This is a genomic window from Phenylobacterium sp., assembly GCF_046290725.1.
In the GTDB taxonomy this organism is placed as follows: domain Bacteria; phylum Pseudomonadota; class Alphaproteobacteria; order Caulobacterales; family Caulobacteraceae; genus Phenylobacterium.
The window spans coordinates 1,971,338-1,986,849 of sequence record NZ_JBKBUH010000001.1; the positions used below are offsets into that span (position 1 = coordinate 1,971,338).

The 15,512-nt window shown below is 69.4% G+C and carries 15 protein-coding genes and 1 riboswitch; of the genes, 7 read left to right on the plus strand and 8 right to left on the minus strand.

Annotation, left to right across the window (positions count from 1 at the left end):
* Positions 1-14: 14 nt before the first annotated feature.
* Positions 15-1,370 (minus strand): MFS transporter, encoded by a 1,356-nt coding sequence (locus tag ACK41C_RS10210; protein ID WP_409653369.1) that lies wholly within the window; start codon positions 1,368-1,370, stop codon positions 15-17.
* Between the two features lie 315 nt (positions 1,371-1,685).
* Between ACK41C_RS10210 and ACK41C_RS10215 the strand changes: the two genes are divergently transcribed.
* Complete coding sequence (locus ACK41C_RS10215; protein ID WP_409653370.1) at positions 1,686-2,459, plus strand: cyclic nucleotide-binding domain-containing protein; 774 nt, start codon at positions 1,686-1,688, stop codon at positions 2,457-2,459.
* Between the two features lie 72 nt (positions 2,460-2,531).
* On the opposite strand, the gene moaA is transcribed toward ACK41C_RS10215, so the two are convergent.
* The 3 genes from moaA to ACK41C_RS10230 all read right to left on the minus strand — a co-directional run bounded on the left by moaA (position 2,532) and on the right by ACK41C_RS10230 (position 7,136).
* Positions 2,532-3,509: a GTP 3',8-cyclase MoaA gene (moaA, locus tag ACK41C_RS10220; RefSeq protein ID WP_409653371.1), complete on the minus strand. Its 978-nt coding sequence runs from the start codon at positions 3,507-3,509 to the stop codon at positions 2,532-2,534.
* Positions 3,500-3,637, minus strand: a riboswitch (molybdenum cofactor riboswitch). Its footprint overlaps the gene before it by 10 nt.
* A gap of 60 nt (positions 3,638-3,697) precedes the next feature.
* Positions 3,698-4,870, minus strand: coding sequence for an NnrS family protein (locus ACK41C_RS10225; protein ID WP_409653373.1), 1,173 nt, complete (start codon positions 4,868-4,870; stop codon positions 3,698-3,700).
* Positions 4,871-4,925: 55 nt separating this feature from the next.
* Entirely contained in the window at positions 4,926-7,136 is a 2,211-nt protein-coding gene (locus tag ACK41C_RS10230) for an adenosylcobalamin-dependent ribonucleoside-diphosphate reductase (RefSeq protein WP_409653375.1), read from the minus strand.
* Positions 7,137-7,318: 182 nt separating this feature from the next.
* On the opposite strand from ACK41C_RS10230, the gene ACK41C_RS10235 reads away from it, so the two are divergent.
* Entirely contained in the window at positions 7,319-7,885 is a 567-nt protein-coding gene (locus ACK41C_RS10235; protein ID WP_409653377.1) for a hemerythrin domain-containing protein, read from the plus strand.
* On the opposite strand, the gene moaB is transcribed toward ACK41C_RS10235, so the two are convergent.
* A complete protein-coding gene (gene moaB / locus ACK41C_RS10240) occupies positions 7,864-8,433 on the minus strand; it encodes a molybdenum cofactor biosynthesis protein B (RefSeq protein WP_409653379.1) in 570 nt (189 codons plus the stop codon). The genes ACK41C_RS10235 and moaB overlap by 22 nt on opposite strands.
* A 156-nt stretch (positions 8,434-8,589) precedes the next feature.
* Here moaB and ACK41C_RS10245 point away from each other — a divergent pair, with 156 nt between their 5' ends.
* From ACK41C_RS10245 to ACK41C_RS10255, 3 genes are all read left to right on the plus strand, one after another.
* Positions 8,590-10,245, plus strand: a complete 1,656-nt coding sequence (locus ACK41C_RS10245; protein ID WP_409653381.1) for an isovaleryl-CoA dehydrogenase — start codon at positions 8,590-8,592, stop codon at positions 10,243-10,245.
* Between the two features lie 62 nt (positions 10,246-10,307).
* Entirely contained in the window at positions 10,308-10,832 is a 525-nt protein-coding gene (locus tag ACK41C_RS10250; protein ID WP_409653383.1) for an SRPBCC family protein, read from the plus strand.
* Positions 10,833-10,896: 64 nt separating this feature from the next.
* A complete protein-coding gene (locus ACK41C_RS10255; RefSeq protein ID WP_409653385.1) occupies positions 10,897-11,253 on the plus strand; it encodes a hypothetical protein in 357 nt (118 codons plus the stop codon).
* Positions 11,254-11,498: 245 nt separating this feature from the next.
* Here the strand turns inward: ACK41C_RS10255 and ACK41C_RS10260 are convergent, their stop codons facing one another.
* Complete coding sequence (locus ACK41C_RS10260) at positions 11,499-11,825, minus strand: hypothetical protein (RefSeq protein ID WP_409653387.1); 327 nt, start codon at positions 11,823-11,825, stop codon at positions 11,499-11,501.
* 136 nt (positions 11,826-11,961) lie between these two features.
* Here ACK41C_RS10260 and ACK41C_RS10265 point away from each other — a divergent pair, with 136 nt between their 5' ends.
* Positions 11,962-13,716 (plus strand): transglycosylase domain-containing protein, encoded by a 1,755-nt coding sequence (locus tag ACK41C_RS10265; protein WP_409653389.1) that lies wholly within the window; start codon positions 11,962-11,964, stop codon positions 13,714-13,716.
* 488 nt (positions 13,717-14,204) lie between these two features.
* Here ACK41C_RS10265 and ACK41C_RS10270 read toward each other — a convergent pair whose 3' ends face one another.
* Positions 14,205-14,462, minus strand: coding sequence for a hypothetical protein (locus tag ACK41C_RS10270; RefSeq protein WP_409653391.1), 258 nt, complete (start codon positions 14,460-14,462; stop codon positions 14,205-14,207).
* 9 nt (positions 14,463-14,471) lie between these two features.
* On the minus strand, positions 14,472-15,134 hold the full coding sequence (locus ACK41C_RS10275; protein ID WP_409653393.1) for a helix-turn-helix transcriptional regulator: 663 nt from the start codon (positions 15,132-15,134) through the stop codon (positions 14,472-14,474).
* Between the two features lie 24 nt (positions 15,135-15,158).
* Here ACK41C_RS10275 and ACK41C_RS10280 point away from each other — a divergent pair, with 24 nt between their 5' ends.
* Positions 15,159-15,512 carry a helix-turn-helix domain-containing protein gene (locus tag ACK41C_RS10280; RefSeq protein WP_409653395.1) on the plus strand — a complete coding sequence of 118 codons (354 nt, stop codon included), beginning with the start codon at positions 15,159-15,161 and terminating at the stop codon, positions 15,510-15,512.

Consider the following 15,512-nt stretch of genomic DNA (forward strand, 5'->3'; position numbering starts at 1 on the left):
CGAGCTTCCTTCTCTTATTCGGCCGCGCGCAGGCGGCCGCCGGGCGCCGGCGAGGCCGGCTCGGGCGTGGGGTGGATGGCGGCCATTTCCGGCAGCTCGGGCAGGCGGCCGAGCTCGGGCGTCCGGGCGCGCTCCATCCGGCGGATCGCGAAGTGCATCCAGGCGAGAGCCGTGGCGACCAAGACGAAGAGCAGCATGAAGCAGCTGGTCCAGACGCCGGTGATGTCGTTCAGGAACCCGAAGGCGATGGGCAGGACGAAACCGCCCAGGCCGCCGATCATGCCGACCAGACCGCCCACCGAGCCGATGTTGTTCGGGTAGTAGACCGGGATGTGCTTGAAGACCGCGGCCTTGCCCAGGCTCATGGCGAAGCCCAGCACGAAGGCGATGACCGTGAAGGTGACCAGGTCGGTCGCCAGCCGGAAGGCGATCGGGCCCTCGATGCCGTCGACCACATAGCTGGTGGCCGGGTAGGAGAGCAGGAAGGTGCAGATCAGGCTGACCCCGAAGGTGATGTACATCACCTTGCGCGCGCCGATCTTGTCCGACAGCCAGCCGCCGAACACCCGGAACAGGGAACCTGGGATCGAATAGGCCGCCGCGATCATCCCGGCGGTCTTGATGTCCAGGCCGTAGACGCCGACCAGATAGCGCGGCAGCCAGAGCGCCAGGGCCACGAAGGCGCCGAAGACGAAGAAGTAGTAGAGCGAGAAGCGCCAGACCTGCAGGCTCTTCAGGGGTGAGAGCTGCATCCAGGCGGCCTGCGGCTTCTCGCCGGTTTCCCGGCGGCGCACGAGGTCCGGATCATCCTTGGTGGTCAGGTAGAAGACCACGGCGATGAGGGCGAGGGCCGCGGCCCAGGCCTGGGCGACGAATTCCCAGCCGAAGGCCACCATCACGAAGGGAGCGGCGAACTTGGTCACCGCCGAGCCGACATTGCCGGCCCCGAAGATGCCGAGCGCGGTGCCCTGCTTCTCCTTGGGATAGAACTTGGAGACGTAGGCCACGCCGACGGCGAAGGAGCCGCCGGCGATGCCGACGCCGAGGGCGGCGACCAGGAACTGCAGGTAGGTCTCGGCATAGGAGAGGGCGAAGGTCGCCGCCGCCGCCGAGAGCATCACGAAGAGGTTGACCAGGCGCCCGCCGTACTGGTCGGCCCAGACGCCGAGCACCACGCGGATCAGCGAGCCGGTGAGGATGGGCGTGCCGATCAGCAGGCCGAACTGAGCTTCGGTGAGGCCCAGCTCCTGTTTGATCTGCACGCCGATGATCGAAAAGATCGTCCACACCGCAAAGCAGGCGGTGAAGGCGAAGGTGCTCATGCCGAGCGCGGCGTTCGCGCCTTTCTGGGTCGGGACGGGTGCGTTCACGAGGAAAACCCAATCGGAATCGCGGTGACCGGGGCGGCCCTCGCTTCGCCGAAGGTTTAGCCTTGCGCCTCAGAAGTTCTGTTTGACGCTCGTCAATCTGACTACATCGTTGGGGAGATTTGTCGCATCCGACAAAGTAATACGCACGTCACTTTACGTATTTCTACTTGGGAGCCGACACGGATCATGGGGTCGCTTGATGAAGGTCAAGCGCCTCGACAGGCGTCCACAGGGGCGCTTGACGAAGATCAAGGCGAAAGTCCGTCCCGCGGCGCACGAAGCCTTCACGCAAGAGACCGTGGGGGGCGATGCGCCATGCCGATGAGGGACGTCGATCTGGAGCGGGTGAAGGCCCTGCCCCTGTTCGCAGGCTGTTCGGAGGACACCTTTCGACGGGTGACGGCCGGCGCTTTCCTGCAGCGCTTCCCGGCCGGGACCACCCTGTTGCTGGAGGGGGACCAGGTCGACTTCCTCTATGTGCTGCTCGACGGGATCGTGGAGCTGGAGGGCACCTGGAACGACAAGGAGACGACGCTGGCGGTCCTGCGCCCGGTCTCGACCTTCATCCTCGCCGCGGTGGTGCTGGACGCCGACGCCTTGATGAGCGCGCGCACCATAGAGCGCTCCGACATCCTCATGTTGTCGGGCGAGGCGCTACGCCGGGCCATGAAAGAAGACCCGCAGTTCGGCTTCGCCGTCTCGCAGGAACTCGCCGGCTGCTATCGCGGCCTCGTGCGGACCTTGAAGAACCAGAAGCTGCGCGGCGGCCTGGAGCGCCTGGCCAACTACCTGATCACCCAGAAGCTGCGCCAAGGTGGGCATGAGACCTTCGCCCTGCCGCACGAGAAGCGGGTGCTCGCCTCCCTGCTCGGCATGACGCCGGAAAACCTCTCGCGCGCCTTCGCCCAGCTCGCCGACTACGGCGTGACGGTGAACGGGCCGCAGGTGACCATCGGCCGGCCGGTGGTGCTGGAACGCCTGGCCAAGCCCACGCCGCTGATCGACAACCATCAGCCGGTGACCGACGCCCTGACCGGCAAGGCGCAGCGCGAGCGCTGGCCGGTGGAGGGCGACCCGCGGGCCGCCTAGGGCACGATTCAAACGCGGAGCGCGTTCTGATCGCAAGACCGGCGTCCGCTTTTGCGGAACGCGCTCGCGACCTTATCCTCCGTACTGGGCGAGCTGTCGGGTCTCGCCGCTGATCCCCTGATGCAGCCGGTGGCCGGCGGGCTTTTCGCCCAGCGCCTTGCGGATGCGCGCGCGCAGCGCTTCGGGCTCGTCCTTCTCCAGCAGATCCTTCAGGCCGACGCCCAGCTCTCCAAACAGGCACAGGCGCAACTGGCCGCGGGCGGTCACGCGCAACCGGTTGCAGCTGTCGCAGAAGCCGGGCGCATAGGGGGCGATGAGGCCGATCCGGCCGGCATGGTCGGGGTGGGCGTACTCCACCGCCGGGCCGTCATCGAAGGCGCGTTCGCGCGGGCGCCAGCCGCGAGCGGTCAGCCAGTCGGTCAGGGCCGATCCAGGCACATGCTGGGCGGCGAAATAGTCGGCGTTGTCGCCGGTGCGCATCAGCTCGATGAACCGCACGGCCACCGGCCGCTCCCGTACGAAGTCGGCGAAGGCGTCGAAACCCGCCGCCACGGTGTCGCGCAGCAGCACGCCGTTCACCTTCACCTGCGGCACGCCAAGCTCGAGGGCCCGGTCCAGCCCGCGCACCACCTGGGCCAGGCGATCATGGCCGGTGATCTTTCGGAAGGTGTCGCGGTCCAGGGAATCGATGCTGACGTTCAGGTTGGTGAGGCCGGCCTCGCGCCAGGCCTCGATCTGGCGATCCAGGTTCCAGCCGTTGGTGGTGATGCAGACCTTGCCCACACCGGGCACGGCGGCGGTGCGGGCGATGATTTCCGCAAGGTCGCGGCGGACGCTAGGCTCCCCGCCCGTCAGCCGGACCTTCGACACGCCCAGGTCGGCGAAGGCGCGCACCGCGCGCTCGCACTCCAGCGGCGAGATGAACTGCAACGGCCCGGTCTTTTTGAAACCGTCAGGCAGGCAATAGGTGCAGCGGAAGTTGCAGACCTCGGTGACCGAAAGCCGCAGATAGTGGAAACGGCGGCCGAAGCCGTCGACGAGAGATCCCAATGCCGGCTCCTTTCCAAGCGCGGGAGGCGACGGCGTTTCCCCCGTCACCCTTGCCGGCCCAGGCCGGCGCGGCGGCCCGGCCGTGGCGCATGCGCGGTAGGCCGGATCGCTCGGAGCATGTGAACGCCGCAGGTCCTGCGGCTTGAACAAAGCCTAGAGGCGCGGCGACCGTTCGCCTTTGATGGAGGTCAAGCGGCGACCCGGCGTGGTGTCGTGAGCATCCTGCCGTAGGTGAGGGCGAAGCCGCCGAAGGCCATCGCCCAGAGGGTCGCCGAGGCGGCCAGCAGGGGGGTCTGCGCCTCGACGGCGAAGGCGGCGGCCACACGCAATACGGCCCCGGCGTTGACCGCCAGGTAGATGGCCGTGGTCGCGCGGTCCGCTGCGAGGTCGCGGCCGGTATGGCCGCGGCTGGCTCGCGTCATCACCGCCAGGGTCATGACGCCGGCCGCCCCGGCGGCGAGCGCGTGAAGGCCGGCGGTCGGCGGAACGAGTTCCACCAGCTTCGAGGCGCCGAGAAGCAGCAGACCCAGGCCTAGCCACGCATAGCCGAGATGCAGGATCCAGACGAGCGGCTCGCCGGCGGCGGCCCAGCCGCGCCACCGGGCCAGCCGGATCAGATTGGCGAGCCCGGCCCCGGCGAGCAGAACGCCAGCGTGGCGGCTCTCGGGCAGCAGGACCCAGGCGAGCACGCCGGCCCCGGTCAGGGCGAGAGCCGCCTGGTCGAAGCGACCGGCGGCGGCGGGCTCCGGCGCGAGCCGGCGCGCCTTCATCCAGTTGCGCGTGAAGCTCGGGGTGATGCGCCCGCCGATCAGGGCCAGCAGCATGGCGATGGCGCCCAGCGCCAGCCGCTCGCCTGCGCCGGTGCGCCAAAGGGCCGCATCCAGATGGAAGCCGATATTGGCGAGCGCCAGCAGGGTCACCAGGCCGCAGACCGGCAGGTTGCGCCAGTTGCGGCCGGCCAGCACCTCGCGCCAGATCACGCCGGCGAAGACGACCAGGAAGGCGGCGTCCATCACGGCGGCGGCCGGTCCCAGGCCGTCCGCGAACAGCATGGCCGCACGGCCCGCGATCCAGAGGGCGACGAGGCCTGCGAGCGGCGCGCCGATCACCGGCATCCGCCCGGTCCAGTTGGGCACCGCCGTAGTCAGGAAACCGGCGACGATCGCCGCCAGGAAACCGAACAGCATCTCATGGACATGCCAGTCCCGGTGGGCGAAGGCGACAGGCCCGCCCAGCCAGCTCCAGACCCAGAGCGGCACGGCGATGGCCGCCCAGAGCGCTCCGAGCAGGAAGAAGGGGCGGAATCCGAAACTGAAGACGGGCGGGCCGGAATAGGCCCGGCGGGCGGCGGCTGTTGGCATGGCGTTTCGATGCCACAACGCCCGCGCCGCCGCCTTGACCCGCGTCAAGCGAGGGTCAGCCGCACTTCGAATAGCCGCAGGAGAAGCAGGTGTCGCAGCCCTCCTTGCGGACCAGGTCGAAACCGCCGCAGCGCGGGCAGGACGCGCCGGCGAAGGGACGGACCGGCAGGGCGGGCGCGGCTTCCGGCTCGGGGTGGTGCGCTGACTTGCCCAGGTGCCGCTCGATGACCCCGCCGATCGCCGCCAGCAGCGAGGGCACATAGCGCCCGCCCAGCCAGGCGCCGCCGCGCGGATCGAACACCGCCTTCAGCTCCTCGGCGACGAAGCCCACGTCGCCGCCGCGCCGGAACACCGCCGAGATCATCCGGGTCAGGCCCAGCGTCCAGGCGTAGTGCTCCATGTTCTTGGAGTTGATGAAGATCTCGAACGGTCGTCGCTCGCCGTGCTCGGCCACGTCGTTGATGGTGATGTAGACGGCGTGTGCGCTCTCGGGCCACGAGATCTTGTAGGTCGCCCCCTCGAGGGCTTCGGGCCGGGGCGCAAGCTTCGGCTCGGGCGCCGGCTCCGGCGCAGGCTCGACCGCCAGGACCGATCCGGTCACCAGGTTGGGGCGATAGGTGGTCAGGCCCTTGCAGCCCATCCGGTAGCCTTCGAGATAGACGTCCCCGAAGGCCTCGAAAGGGATGTCCTCCGGGCAGTTCACGGTCTTGGAGATCGAGGAGTCGACATGCGCCTGGGCCGCGGCCTGGATGCGCAGGTGGTCGGCGGGCGTCAGGGTCTGGGCGCTGACGAACACGTCTTCCGGCGGCGGCGTCTCGGCATGCAGCCGCTTCCATTGGGCGAGGGCGTAGTCCTCCACCGGCTCCTCGCGGGTGGAGCCGTCCGGCTGGCGGACCTTGCGGGTGTAGGAATAGGCGAAGACCGGCTCGATCCCGGACGAGACGTTGCCCGCCAGCAGGGAGGTGGTGCCGGTGGGGGCGATGGAGGTCAGGCAGCCGTTGCGCAGGCCGTGCCGGGCGATCAGCTCCCGCGTTTCAGGGTCGAGCGAGGCGAGGTTCGGCCGGTCCAGTATGGCGGCATCGTAGAGTGGGAAGGCGCCCTTTTCGGCCGCCAGCTCGGCCGAGGCGCGATAGGCCTCGCGCTTGATGACCGACAGCCAGCGTCCGGTCAGGGCGACGGCCGCTTCGCCGCCATAGGGAACGCCGCAGAACACCAGGGCGTCGGCGAGGCCGGTGACGCCCAGGCCGATCCGCCGTTTGGCCTTGGCCTCGGCTTCCTGCGCCTCCAGGGGATAGCGGGAGATGTCGATGACGTTGTCCAGCATCCGCACCGCCGTGCGGGTGAGCTCGGCCAGAGCCGCCTCGTCCAGCTTGGCGCCCTTGCGGAACGGCTTTTCCACCAGGCGCGCCAGGTTGATCGAGCCCAGCAGGCAGGCGCCGTAGGGCGGCAGCATCTGCTCGCCGCACGGATTGCTGGCCAGGATGGTCTCGCAATAGGCGAGGTTGTTCTGCGCGTTCACCCGGTCGATGAAGATCACGCCTGGCTCGGCGGCGTCGTAGGTCGCCTGCATCAGTCGCCGCCAGAGGTCGGCCGCCCGCACTGTGCGGAACACCTCGCCGCCGAAGGTCAGCGGCCAGTCGCCGTCGTCTTCGAGGGCCTGCATGAAGGCGTCGGTGACCAGGACCGAGAGATTGAAGTTGCGCAGCCGCCCAGGCTCGCGCTTGGTGTCGATGAAGGCCTCGATGTCCGGATGATCGATGCGCAGGCAGCCCATCATCGCCCCGCGCCGCTGGCCGGCGGACATGATGGTGCGGCACATGGCGTCCCAGACGTCCATGAAGCTCAAAGGGCCCGAGGCGTCGGCGCCGACCCCCTTCACCGCCGATCCCGCCGGCCGGATGGACGAGAAGTCCATGCCCACGCCGCCACCCTGCTGCATGGTGACGGCCGCTTCCCGCAGATGGGCGAAGATGGCGGAGAGGTCGTCGGGAATCTCGCCCATGACGAAGCAGTTGAAGAGCGTCACCGCCCGCGCCGTCCCGGCGCCGGCCAGGATCCGCCCCGCCGGCAGGAAGCGATAGTCCTGCAACGCCTCCAGGAACCGCGCCTTCATGGCCTCGCGCTGCTCCGGCGCCTCGGCCTCGGCGAGGGCGGCGGCCACCCGCGCCCAAGTCTCCTCGACGGTGGCGTCGCCTTCGGCGTCGGCAGGGTTGAAGCGGTACTTGCTGGCCCAGATCTCGCCAGCCAGCGGGTTGTCGAACGCCATGATCGTCTCTCCGGGCGGAGGGATCAGGCTGAGCGATTCCCCCGGCCGAAGGCTTTGAGATATGTCGACCGAGCGAGCTTTGTCGGGGGCGAGCGGACTTGCCCAAGATCAAGGGCGCGCGCTGGAGCCTTCAAGGCGGCGTGCGGGGCGGCAGGTTAGGCTCCCGGCCGAAGGAGTTCGCCATGCTGAACGAAACGACGCTCATCCTTCGGGAGTTCGCCCTGCGCCCGCCAGCCGACAAGCCCGCGCCGCCGAAGGCGAGGGAGGCGGCGCCTGCCGATCCCCAGGACCTGATCCCCCATATCCTGGAGCGCTATCACGAGACCCACCGGCGAGAGTTCCCGGAAGCCGTGCGCTTGGCGCGGAAGGTGGAGGCGCGGCACGCCGGCGATCCCGACTGCCCCCGCGGCCTTGGCGATCACCTGGCCTTCATGGCCGCCGAGCTGGAGAGCCACCAGCAGAAGGAGGAGCAGGTGCTCTTCCCGATGATCCTGGCCGGCGGCGGCCATCCGATGATCCGCTTCCCCATCGGTCGGATGATGGCCGAGCACGAGGACGTGGAGGGCCAGCTGCAGCGGCTGCGCCTGCTGACCCAGGATTTCACGGCGCCGGAAGGGGCCTGCGCCAGCTGGCAGGCGCTCTACGACTCCTGCCGCAAGCTCGACGCCGACCTGCGCGAGCACATGCGCCTGGAGAACGAGGTGCTGTTCGCGCCCTTTCTGGAGGATCAGGCGCAGACGCCGCGGTAGCGCGGAATCTGGCCGACAAGCGAGCAGGGCTTGAACCGGCTGTCCAGCTCCTCGGCCAGCACAAGATCCCAGGCGTCGCGGCAGGCGCCGGTCGAGCCCGGAACGCAGAAGACGAAGGTCTCGCCGACCTGACCCGCCAGGGCCCGCGACTGCAGGGTGGAGACCCCGACCGTGCCGTAGCTGGCCTGGTGGAAGACCACCGCAAAGCCGTCCATCTCCCGCCTCAGCAGCGGTCGCACGGCCTCAGGCGTGACGTCCCGAGGCGCAAAGCCGGTGCCGCCGGTCGTCAGGATCACGTCGACGCCAGGATCGTCGGCCCAGGCGCGAATCTGGGCCTGAATGGCTTCGACCTCGTCCTTGACGATAGCCTTGCCGGCCAGAACGTGGCCGGCGGCCGACAGGCGCTGGGCGAGTAGGCCGCCGGAAGTGTCGGTCGCCTCGTCGCGGGTGTCCGACACGGTCAGCACCGCGATGCTGAGGGGATAGAAGGGCAGGCTCTCGTCGATCCGCGCCTTGGGTTTGGAGCCGGCAGTCTTGACGAGATCCATGCTCATCCTCGGGAAACGTCGAATTCGCTTGGTCCCTAACCCACATCGCCGAGGTTTGAATTGTCGTAGATCAACGGCGCCTGGGCGGGCGGCTTGATCGAAGTCACGCGGCGCCGCCGTCCGCCTGGGTTAGGCTCGCCTCCGCAGGAGGCCGCCATGGACGCAAGCTTCGCCGAGGAGTTCCGCACCCACGAGGTGTTCAACCAGCCGCCGCCGCTGGCCGGCTACAATCTGTTTTCCTCAGACCGGGCGCTCACCGAGGCGATCAGCCGGGAAGGCGCCGCCTGGGCTGCGGAAGACCTCGCCCGTTACGGCGCGGCGCTGGGCGATCCGGAGACGCTCAATCTCGGCCTCGTGGCCAACCGCGAGCCGCCGCGGCTGCACGCCTTCGACCGCTATGGGCGGCGCTCCGACTGGGTGGAGTTCCATCCCGCCTATCACCAACTGATGACGTTCCAGGTGGCGCAGGGGATCCATGCTTCGCCTTGGAGCGATCCCAGGCCCGGCGCCCATGTCCACCGCGCCGCCGGCCTCTATATGAGCGGCCAGGTGGAGGCGGGGACGAGCTGCCCCATCTCAATGACCTACGCCGCCATCCCTGTGCTGGACGCGGCCCCCGAACACCTGCGGGCCTGGCTGCCCAAGCTCCATTCCCGCCAGTATGATCCCGCCCATCGCCCCGTCGCCGAAAAGGCCGGCGCCCTGATCGGCATGGGCATGACCGAGAAGCAGGGCGGCTCGGACGTGCGCGCCAACACCACCCGCGCCCAGCCGCTCGGCCGGCCCGGTCCGGGCGAGCCCTACCGCATCGTCGGTCACAAGTGGTTCATGTCGGCGCCCATGTGCGACGCCTTCCTGATCCTGGCCCAGGCGCCCGGCGGGCTGTCGTGCTTCTTCCTGCCGCGCTGGACGCCGGAGGGCGAGCTCAACGCCCTGCGTTTCCAGCGGCTGAAGGACAAGCTCGGCAACCGCTCCAACGCCTCCAGCGAGGTGGAGTTCGAGGGCGCCGTCGGCTGGCTGCTGGGCGAGGAGGGGCGCGGCGTCCCGACGATCATCGAGATGGTCGGCTATACGCGGCTGGACAATGTGGTCGGCTCGGCCGGGGTTCAGCGGCAGGCGCTGATCCAGGCGATCCATCACGCCCGCCACCGCACCGCCTTCCAACGCAAGCTGGCCGACCAGCCGCTGATGGCCGCCGTGCTGGCCGACATGGCGCTGGAGGTGGAGGCCGCTACCGCGCTCGCCTTCCGGCTGGCGCGGGCCTTTGACGCCAAGGCCGACCCGGCCGAGGCGCTGTTCGCCCGGCTGGTGACGCCCGCCGCCAAGTTCTGGATCTGCAAGCGGGGCCCGATCCTCGCGGCGGAGGCCCTCGAGGTGCTGGGCGGCTCCGGCTACATCGAGGACAGCGGCATGCCGCGCCTCTATCGCGAGCTGCCGGTCTATTCGATCTGGGAGGGCTCGGGGAACGTGATGGCCCTGGACGTGCTGCGCGCCCTGCGCCGGGAGCCGGAGGCGCTGGACGCCCTGGCCGCAGAGCTGGCGCCGGCCCGCGGCCGCCACGGCAAGCTGGACGCCGCCATCGACCGGTTGCTGGAAGCCGGGCGGAGCGGCCTGCCAGAGGCCGCCCTGCGGCGCTTCAGCCGCGACCTGGCGGTGACGGTCCAGGGCGCCTTGCTCGTGCGCCATGCGCCCGCCTTCCTCGCCGAGGCGTTTATCGAAAGCCGGTTCTCCGAGGAGGGTGGCGCTTTCGGCATGCTGCCCGAGGGCGTCGGAGCGCCGGCGATCCTGGAGCGCGCCTGGACCGCCGATTGACCCGCATCAAGCTCCGCGCAGTCGGGCCGTGCCAAGCTTGCACCCCATTCACGGAGGATCGCATGGACGCGCAAGGGGAGTTCGGCGCCCGGTTCGTCACCGGCCAGGGCTTGGTGGAGATCGGGTTCGAACGCCGGTTCGAACATGGCGTGGAGTCGGTCTGGCGGGCCCTCACCGACCCGGCCCTTTTGCCCCAATGGCTGGCGCCCGGGCGCATCGAATTGCGCCTCGGAGGCGCGGCCAGGCTCGACTTCGGCGATAGCGGGATCGTTATCGATTCCGCGGTGAGCGCCTGTGATCCAACCCATCTGCTGGAGTATTCTTGGAGCGGGCCCGGCGAAGAGACTCTGCGCCCGTTGCGCGGGCGCCTTGAGCCGGCGGAGGTCGGCTGCCGACTATCGCTGACTCTCCGCATTCCCGAGGGCGAAGACGCCGCCCGTTCGGCCGCCGGCTGGGAGGCGCATCTGGACATGCTCGCCGCGGCCCTTGAAGGCGTGCCGGTCAAGTTCCCCTTCGAGCGGTTCAAGGCGGCCCGCGAGGCGTATCGCAACAAGCTCGCGGACGCCGGTGATCAAGACGCAGCTTGACCCGCGACAATCGCGCCGGGCGCCCGCGGGGTTAGCCTCCTTCTGTCATCGGAGGAGGAATCCCATGTCGCCCAAAGCCATCCGCACGGCTCTCGCCGCCTTCGCTGCGTCCGCCGCCCTGGCGGTTCCCGGCGCTTTCGCCCACGCCCAGAGCGTTGACGAACTGGCGGTCAGCGGCCGCGCCCCGACCGAACTCAGCATCCCGCTCGCCGGCAAGAGCGCCGACCTCGTGCGTGATGAAGTGCGCGCGGCGGCTCGCACCGTGTGCCGCAACGCCGTGGCGAACCGCGAGCTGGAAGTCGAATTCCGCGGCTGGTGCAGCCGCAAGTCCGCCGCCCGGGCCATGGATCGGTACGCCCTGATCCTCGCGCGCGCCAGCTTCGCCGAAGGACCGACCAGCCTGACGCTTTCGGCGCGATAGGCGAAGCTCACGCTTCGATCACACGGCCCGGGCGGGGTGTTGCTTCAAGGGGGGCGCCGGCGCGGCAGGCGGCCCGAAGGCGCGCCGCGCCTGGCCTTGCGTCAGAACACGAAGGCGAGAATGGCGCCGACGACGACGACAAGGCCGACGAGATAGATAATGCTGTTCATCCCAAATCTCCTCTTGGGTCCGAGCGGTGTCCCTCCCGCCAAACCAACGCCTTGGCCCCGGGGAGCGTTGCGTGACTAGTGCGGCGAAGCGCTTGCGGCGGGGGGCTGGGTGCTGACCGCGCCGTCGTCGTTCCCGGCCGAGGGCGGGGTTCCCTTGTGCTGTTCGACCATCTGGGTCCCGACGCCGCCGGCGGCGCCGTAGGGCGGGGTCTGGCCGGAGGGGCCGCCGCTCAAAGCCCCACGGGCCTGGCCTTCCAGGTTCTGCGGTTCGCCGCCGGTGGGCTGCTGGGCGGCGATGGCCGTCGCCTCGTCCGATTGGCCCGGCGGCGTGTCGGCCTGGCGCTGGCAGGCGGCGGCGGGCAGGAGAAGAAGAAGGGCTAGGCTCGCGGCAGGCGGTCTCATGGGGCGGCTCCTTCGCGTTTGGAAGCTTCGGGGTTCGTCTCCGCCAACACCGCCGCGCCTGTTCGGTTCCGGCGCGCGCGGGGCGTGCTAAGGAGGGCGCTTCCGCCCAACAAAGCCGCCTTCCGAGTTTTCCTGCATGACGCCGCACGAGGGCCCCGAGCCGCCAGCCGCCACGCCTTTCTGGAAGCGGCGGCGTTGGCAGGCGGCCGGCGGGGCGCTGCTGGCGCTTCTCGCCGCCTTTCTGTTCCTGACCTGGGCTTTGCCGCTGGGGCGGGCGCTGGAGCCGCTTTCGACGCCCACCCTCGTCCTGACCGATTCCGACGGACGGCCTTTCGCCCGGCGGGGGGCCTACAAGGAGGCGCCGGTCGAGGTGAAGGAGCTGCCCGGCCACGTGACCGGAGCCTTCCTGGCCATCGAGGATCGGCGGTTCTACAGCCATTTCGGCCTGGACCTTGCGGGCATCGCCCGGGCGGCGCGCGACAATTTGCGGGCCGGCGGCGTGGCTCAGGGCGGTTCGACCATCACCCAGCAGCTCGCCAAGAACGCCTTCCTGTCCAACGAGCGCAGCTGGCGACGCAAGGCCCAGGAGGCGCTGATCGCGCTCTATCTGGAGGCCCGACTCTCCAAGGACGAGATCTTCTCCCGCTACCTGTCGGCGGTCTATTTCGGCGATGGTGTGTTCGGCCTGCGGGCTGCGGCCCGGCACTATTTCGATAAGGAGCCCGAGGCCCTCTCCATCGGCGAGGCGGCCATGCTGGCGGGGCTGGTCAAGGCGCCCTCGAGGCTCGCGCCCACCGAGGACCTGGCGGCGGCCCGGGCCCGGGCCCGGGTGGTGCTGGCCGCTATGGTCGAGACCGGCGTCATCAGCGAGGCCCAGGCTCGAGCGGCCCGCAACGTCCGCCTGCGGGAAGGCCGCGCCGACCTGCCGGTGGGCACCTATTTCGCCGACTGGATCACCCGCGAGGCTCGCCGCGGCTTCGATCGCGCCTTCGGAGAGATCGAGGCGCGCACCACCCTGGACAGCCGTCTGCAGAGCCAGGCCGAGCGGATCGTAGAGCGGGCGCTGGCGCGGCAGGGTGGCGCGCTGAACGCCGGCCAGGCGGCGCTGGTGGCCATGCGCACGGACGGGCGCGTGGTGGCGATGGTCGGCGGGCGCGACTATGCGCAGAGCCAGTTCAACCGCGCCGTGGACGCGCAGCGCCAGCCGGGCTCCGCCTTCAAGCTCTTCGTCTACCAGGCGGCGATCCGCCAGGGCTGGACGCCCGATCGCGAGATCCTGGACGCGCCCGTCAAGGTGGGCGATTGGGAGCCGGAAAACCATGAGGCGCGCTACGCCGGCCGGCCGATCAGCCTGCGGCGAGCCTTCGCCGGATCCTCCAACGTTGCGGCCGTGCGGCTGGCGCGGGAAGTGGGGACGGACCCGATAATCCGCGCGGCCCGCGACATGGGGGTGAGCGCGCCGCTCACGCGCGACCTGACCTTGGCGTTGGGCACCTCGCCCATGAGTCTCTTGGAGCTGACGGCGGCCTATGCCGCCGTGGCGGCGGGCGAGGCGCCGATCCGGCCCTACGGCCTGGCCGGGCGAGCGCCGGCGGGCGAGCGGCGCGTCCTGCCAGCCGGCGAGCGCGAGGCCCTGCGCGACCTGCTGCGGGCGGTGGTGACGCAGGGCACCGGCCGGGCGGCCGGCGTCTCCGGCGCCCATGGCAAGACCGGCACCACCCAGGATTATCGCGACGCCCTCTTCGTCGGCTATGCGGGCGACCTGGTGGTGGGCGTCTGGATCGGCAACGACGACAACAGCCCCATGCGCCGCGCCGTGGGCGGAGGCCTGCCGGCCCAGATTTGGCGCGACTTCGTAGCCGCCGCCCAGCCGCTGTGCCTGGACACATGATCTTGGAGAGGCGGGATGGTCCGGGATGATGCGGGACACGGCGGGATGAAACCCTTATCGGGCAACGGCTAGGGCTCCAAAAACGGCGCGCGGGCGGTTTCGTCGAGTTGTCCCGAAAAATCGGCCGTCGCGGCGCTGCAGGGCGGTTTTAGACAGTCTACGGCGGCTGCGCCATTAGACATTGCTCGCCCGTTCGAAGAGCGTTCGCCGGCCGTTCGGGCGGCGTGTGGCGAAGCCTTGAAGGATAAGGCCCTGAACGCGCTCGAAGGCGGCACGGGCGGCGGTGGCGATGGCCCCTGGGTGCGGGGGGACGAGGCGCTCCAGCCCCACCTCGGCGGGGCCGTGAACCGTAAACTCCAGATGCCAGATCGGCGACAGTTTACGGTTCGCCGATTTCTACGTCAGAACAGGCGCTTAGCATCCGCGGGCACGAAAAAGGGCGGGCTTGACGCCCGCCCGAACCGTAAACTGGGAACTGGCCGTTCGGATCAGCGCCGGCTGGCGAAGATCGAGCCGGCGACCACGAAGGCCGAGCCCACGATGGCCACCATCAGCTGGTGGTTCAGCCGGCCGACGTTGTTGATCCGCTCCAGGCCGCCGGAGAGGCCGGTCTCCACCGAAGGGTCCATGACGAACGCCCAGGCGACGAGCGCCAGGCCGGCGGCGAAGAGGAGCCAGCCGAAGATCTTGCCCAGGTCTGGCTCATCCCCTCGCGCGGCGGCTTCGCGGTTTGTGATCTCGGTCATGGTCGCCTCCTAGATCGCCTGCAGGACGCCGAGCACCTGGCCGATGATCTGCAGGCGCTCCATGTCCGAGCCCTTCACGGTCTCCGGCGGATAGTCTTCGTTGTCGGAAATCAGCATGAGCCCATCCGTCAGCCGGCGGAAGCGCTTCACGCGGGCCTCGCCGGCCAACACGAAGGCGAACACGTCGTCGAACAGCTCAGTGACCCCCTGGTCGATCACCACAAGGCCCTTGTCCTTGATCGTCGGCTCCATGGAGTCGCCGCGGGCGGTCAGGACGGCCAGCCCTGTGGCCGTTGTCCGCCCGAACTGCTGCTGAAGGAAGCTCAAGGTGACCGGGATGTGCTCGACCTCCACCCGTCCCTCGTTCCAGGCGCCAGCGCCGGCGGCCAGGTGGACGTCATAGCGCGGAACCCGGAGCACTGATTCGGTCGACGGCCCATCGCCACGGCCGAAGGCGAGCCAGTCGAGACTGACGCCCAGCCCCTCGGCGATCTTGGCGGCGATGTCGAGGCGAGGCCCGGCGACGCTGCCTCCGGACATGATCTTGGAGACGGTCGCCTGCGGCAGACCGACGCGCTGGGCGAATGCAGTGATCTTCTCCGGAAACATGGCTTCCCGCGCTCGCTGAGCGAACCCCTGCATATCGAAATTCGGATCGACTACGCCGTCCATGGTGCTCTCCCACCACGGGAACTCTTGACTTCGATCTCGCTTTCGATGCTACATCACGAAAGTGATGAAATGAGCACGTTGGCGATGACGAAGGCCTGGCACGCAGAGGACATCAAGGCGGCGATCCGCAAGCGCGGCACCTCGCTCAAAGCCTTGTCGCTCCAGAACGGACTTTGCGAGAGCGCCTGCCGCGCCTCGCTTCGCCGTCCCCAGCCGACCTCCGACCTGGTGATCTCTGAGTTCCTCGGGGTGCCTCTCCATCAGCTGTGGCCGGATCGCTACTCCAAGGAGGGAGAGCGCCGCCGGTCTCGTCACGTTCGTGATGAGAATATTCGCAATCGTGGTGCGGCGCACCGTCAAAACGCGGGGGCGCGTTAG

What these genes read in the sequence shown, in the direction of transcription:
- ACK41C_RS10235 (WP_409653377.1), top strand. Translation starts at nt 7,319, where the DNA reads ATGCTGAACGAAACGACGCTCATCCTTCGGGAGTTCGCCCTGCGCCCG.
- ACK41C_RS10275 (WP_409653393.1), bottom strand. Translation starts at nt 15,134, where the DNA reads ATGGACGGCGTAGTCGATCCGAATTTCGATATGCAGGGGTTCGCTCAG.
- ACK41C_RS10255 (WP_409653385.1), top strand. Translation starts at nt 10,897, where the DNA reads ATGTCGCCCAAAGCCATCCGCACGGCTCTCGCCGCCTTCGCTGCGTCC.
- ACK41C_RS10245 (WP_409653381.1), top strand. Translation starts at nt 8,590, where the DNA reads ATGGACGCAAGCTTCGCCGAGGAGTTCCGCACCCACGAGGTGTTCAAC.
- ACK41C_RS10250 (WP_409653383.1), top strand. Translation starts at nt 10,308, where the DNA reads ATGGACGCGCAAGGGGAGTTCGGCGCCCGGTTCGTCACCGGCCAGGGC.
- ACK41C_RS10260 (WP_409653387.1), bottom strand. Translation starts at nt 11,825, where the DNA reads ATGAGACCGCCTGCCGCGAGCCTAGCCCTTCTTCTTCTCCTGCCCGCC.
- ACK41C_RS10215 (WP_409653370.1), top strand. Translation starts at nt 1,686, where the DNA reads ATGCCGATGAGGGACGTCGATCTGGAGCGGGTGAAGGCCCTGCCCCTG.
- ACK41C_RS10265 (WP_409653389.1), top strand. Translation starts at nt 11,962, where the DNA reads ATGACGCCGCACGAGGGCCCCGAGCCGCCAGCCGCCACGCCTTTCTGG.
- ACK41C_RS10230 (WP_409653375.1), bottom strand. Translation starts at nt 7,136, where the DNA reads ATGGCGTTCGACAACCCGCTGGCTGGCGAGATCTGGGCCAGCAAGTAC.
- ACK41C_RS10225 (WP_409653373.1), bottom strand. Translation starts at nt 4,870, where the DNA reads ATGCCAACAGCCGCCGCCCGCCGGGCCTATTCCGGCCCGCCCGTCTTC.
- moaB (WP_409653379.1), bottom strand. Translation starts at nt 8,433, where the DNA reads ATGGATCTCGTCAAGACTGCCGGCTCCAAACCCAAGGCGCGGATCGAC.
- ACK41C_RS10270 (WP_409653391.1), bottom strand. Translation starts at nt 14,462, where the DNA reads ATGACCGAGATCACAAACCGCGAAGCCGCCGCGCGAGGGGATGAGCCA.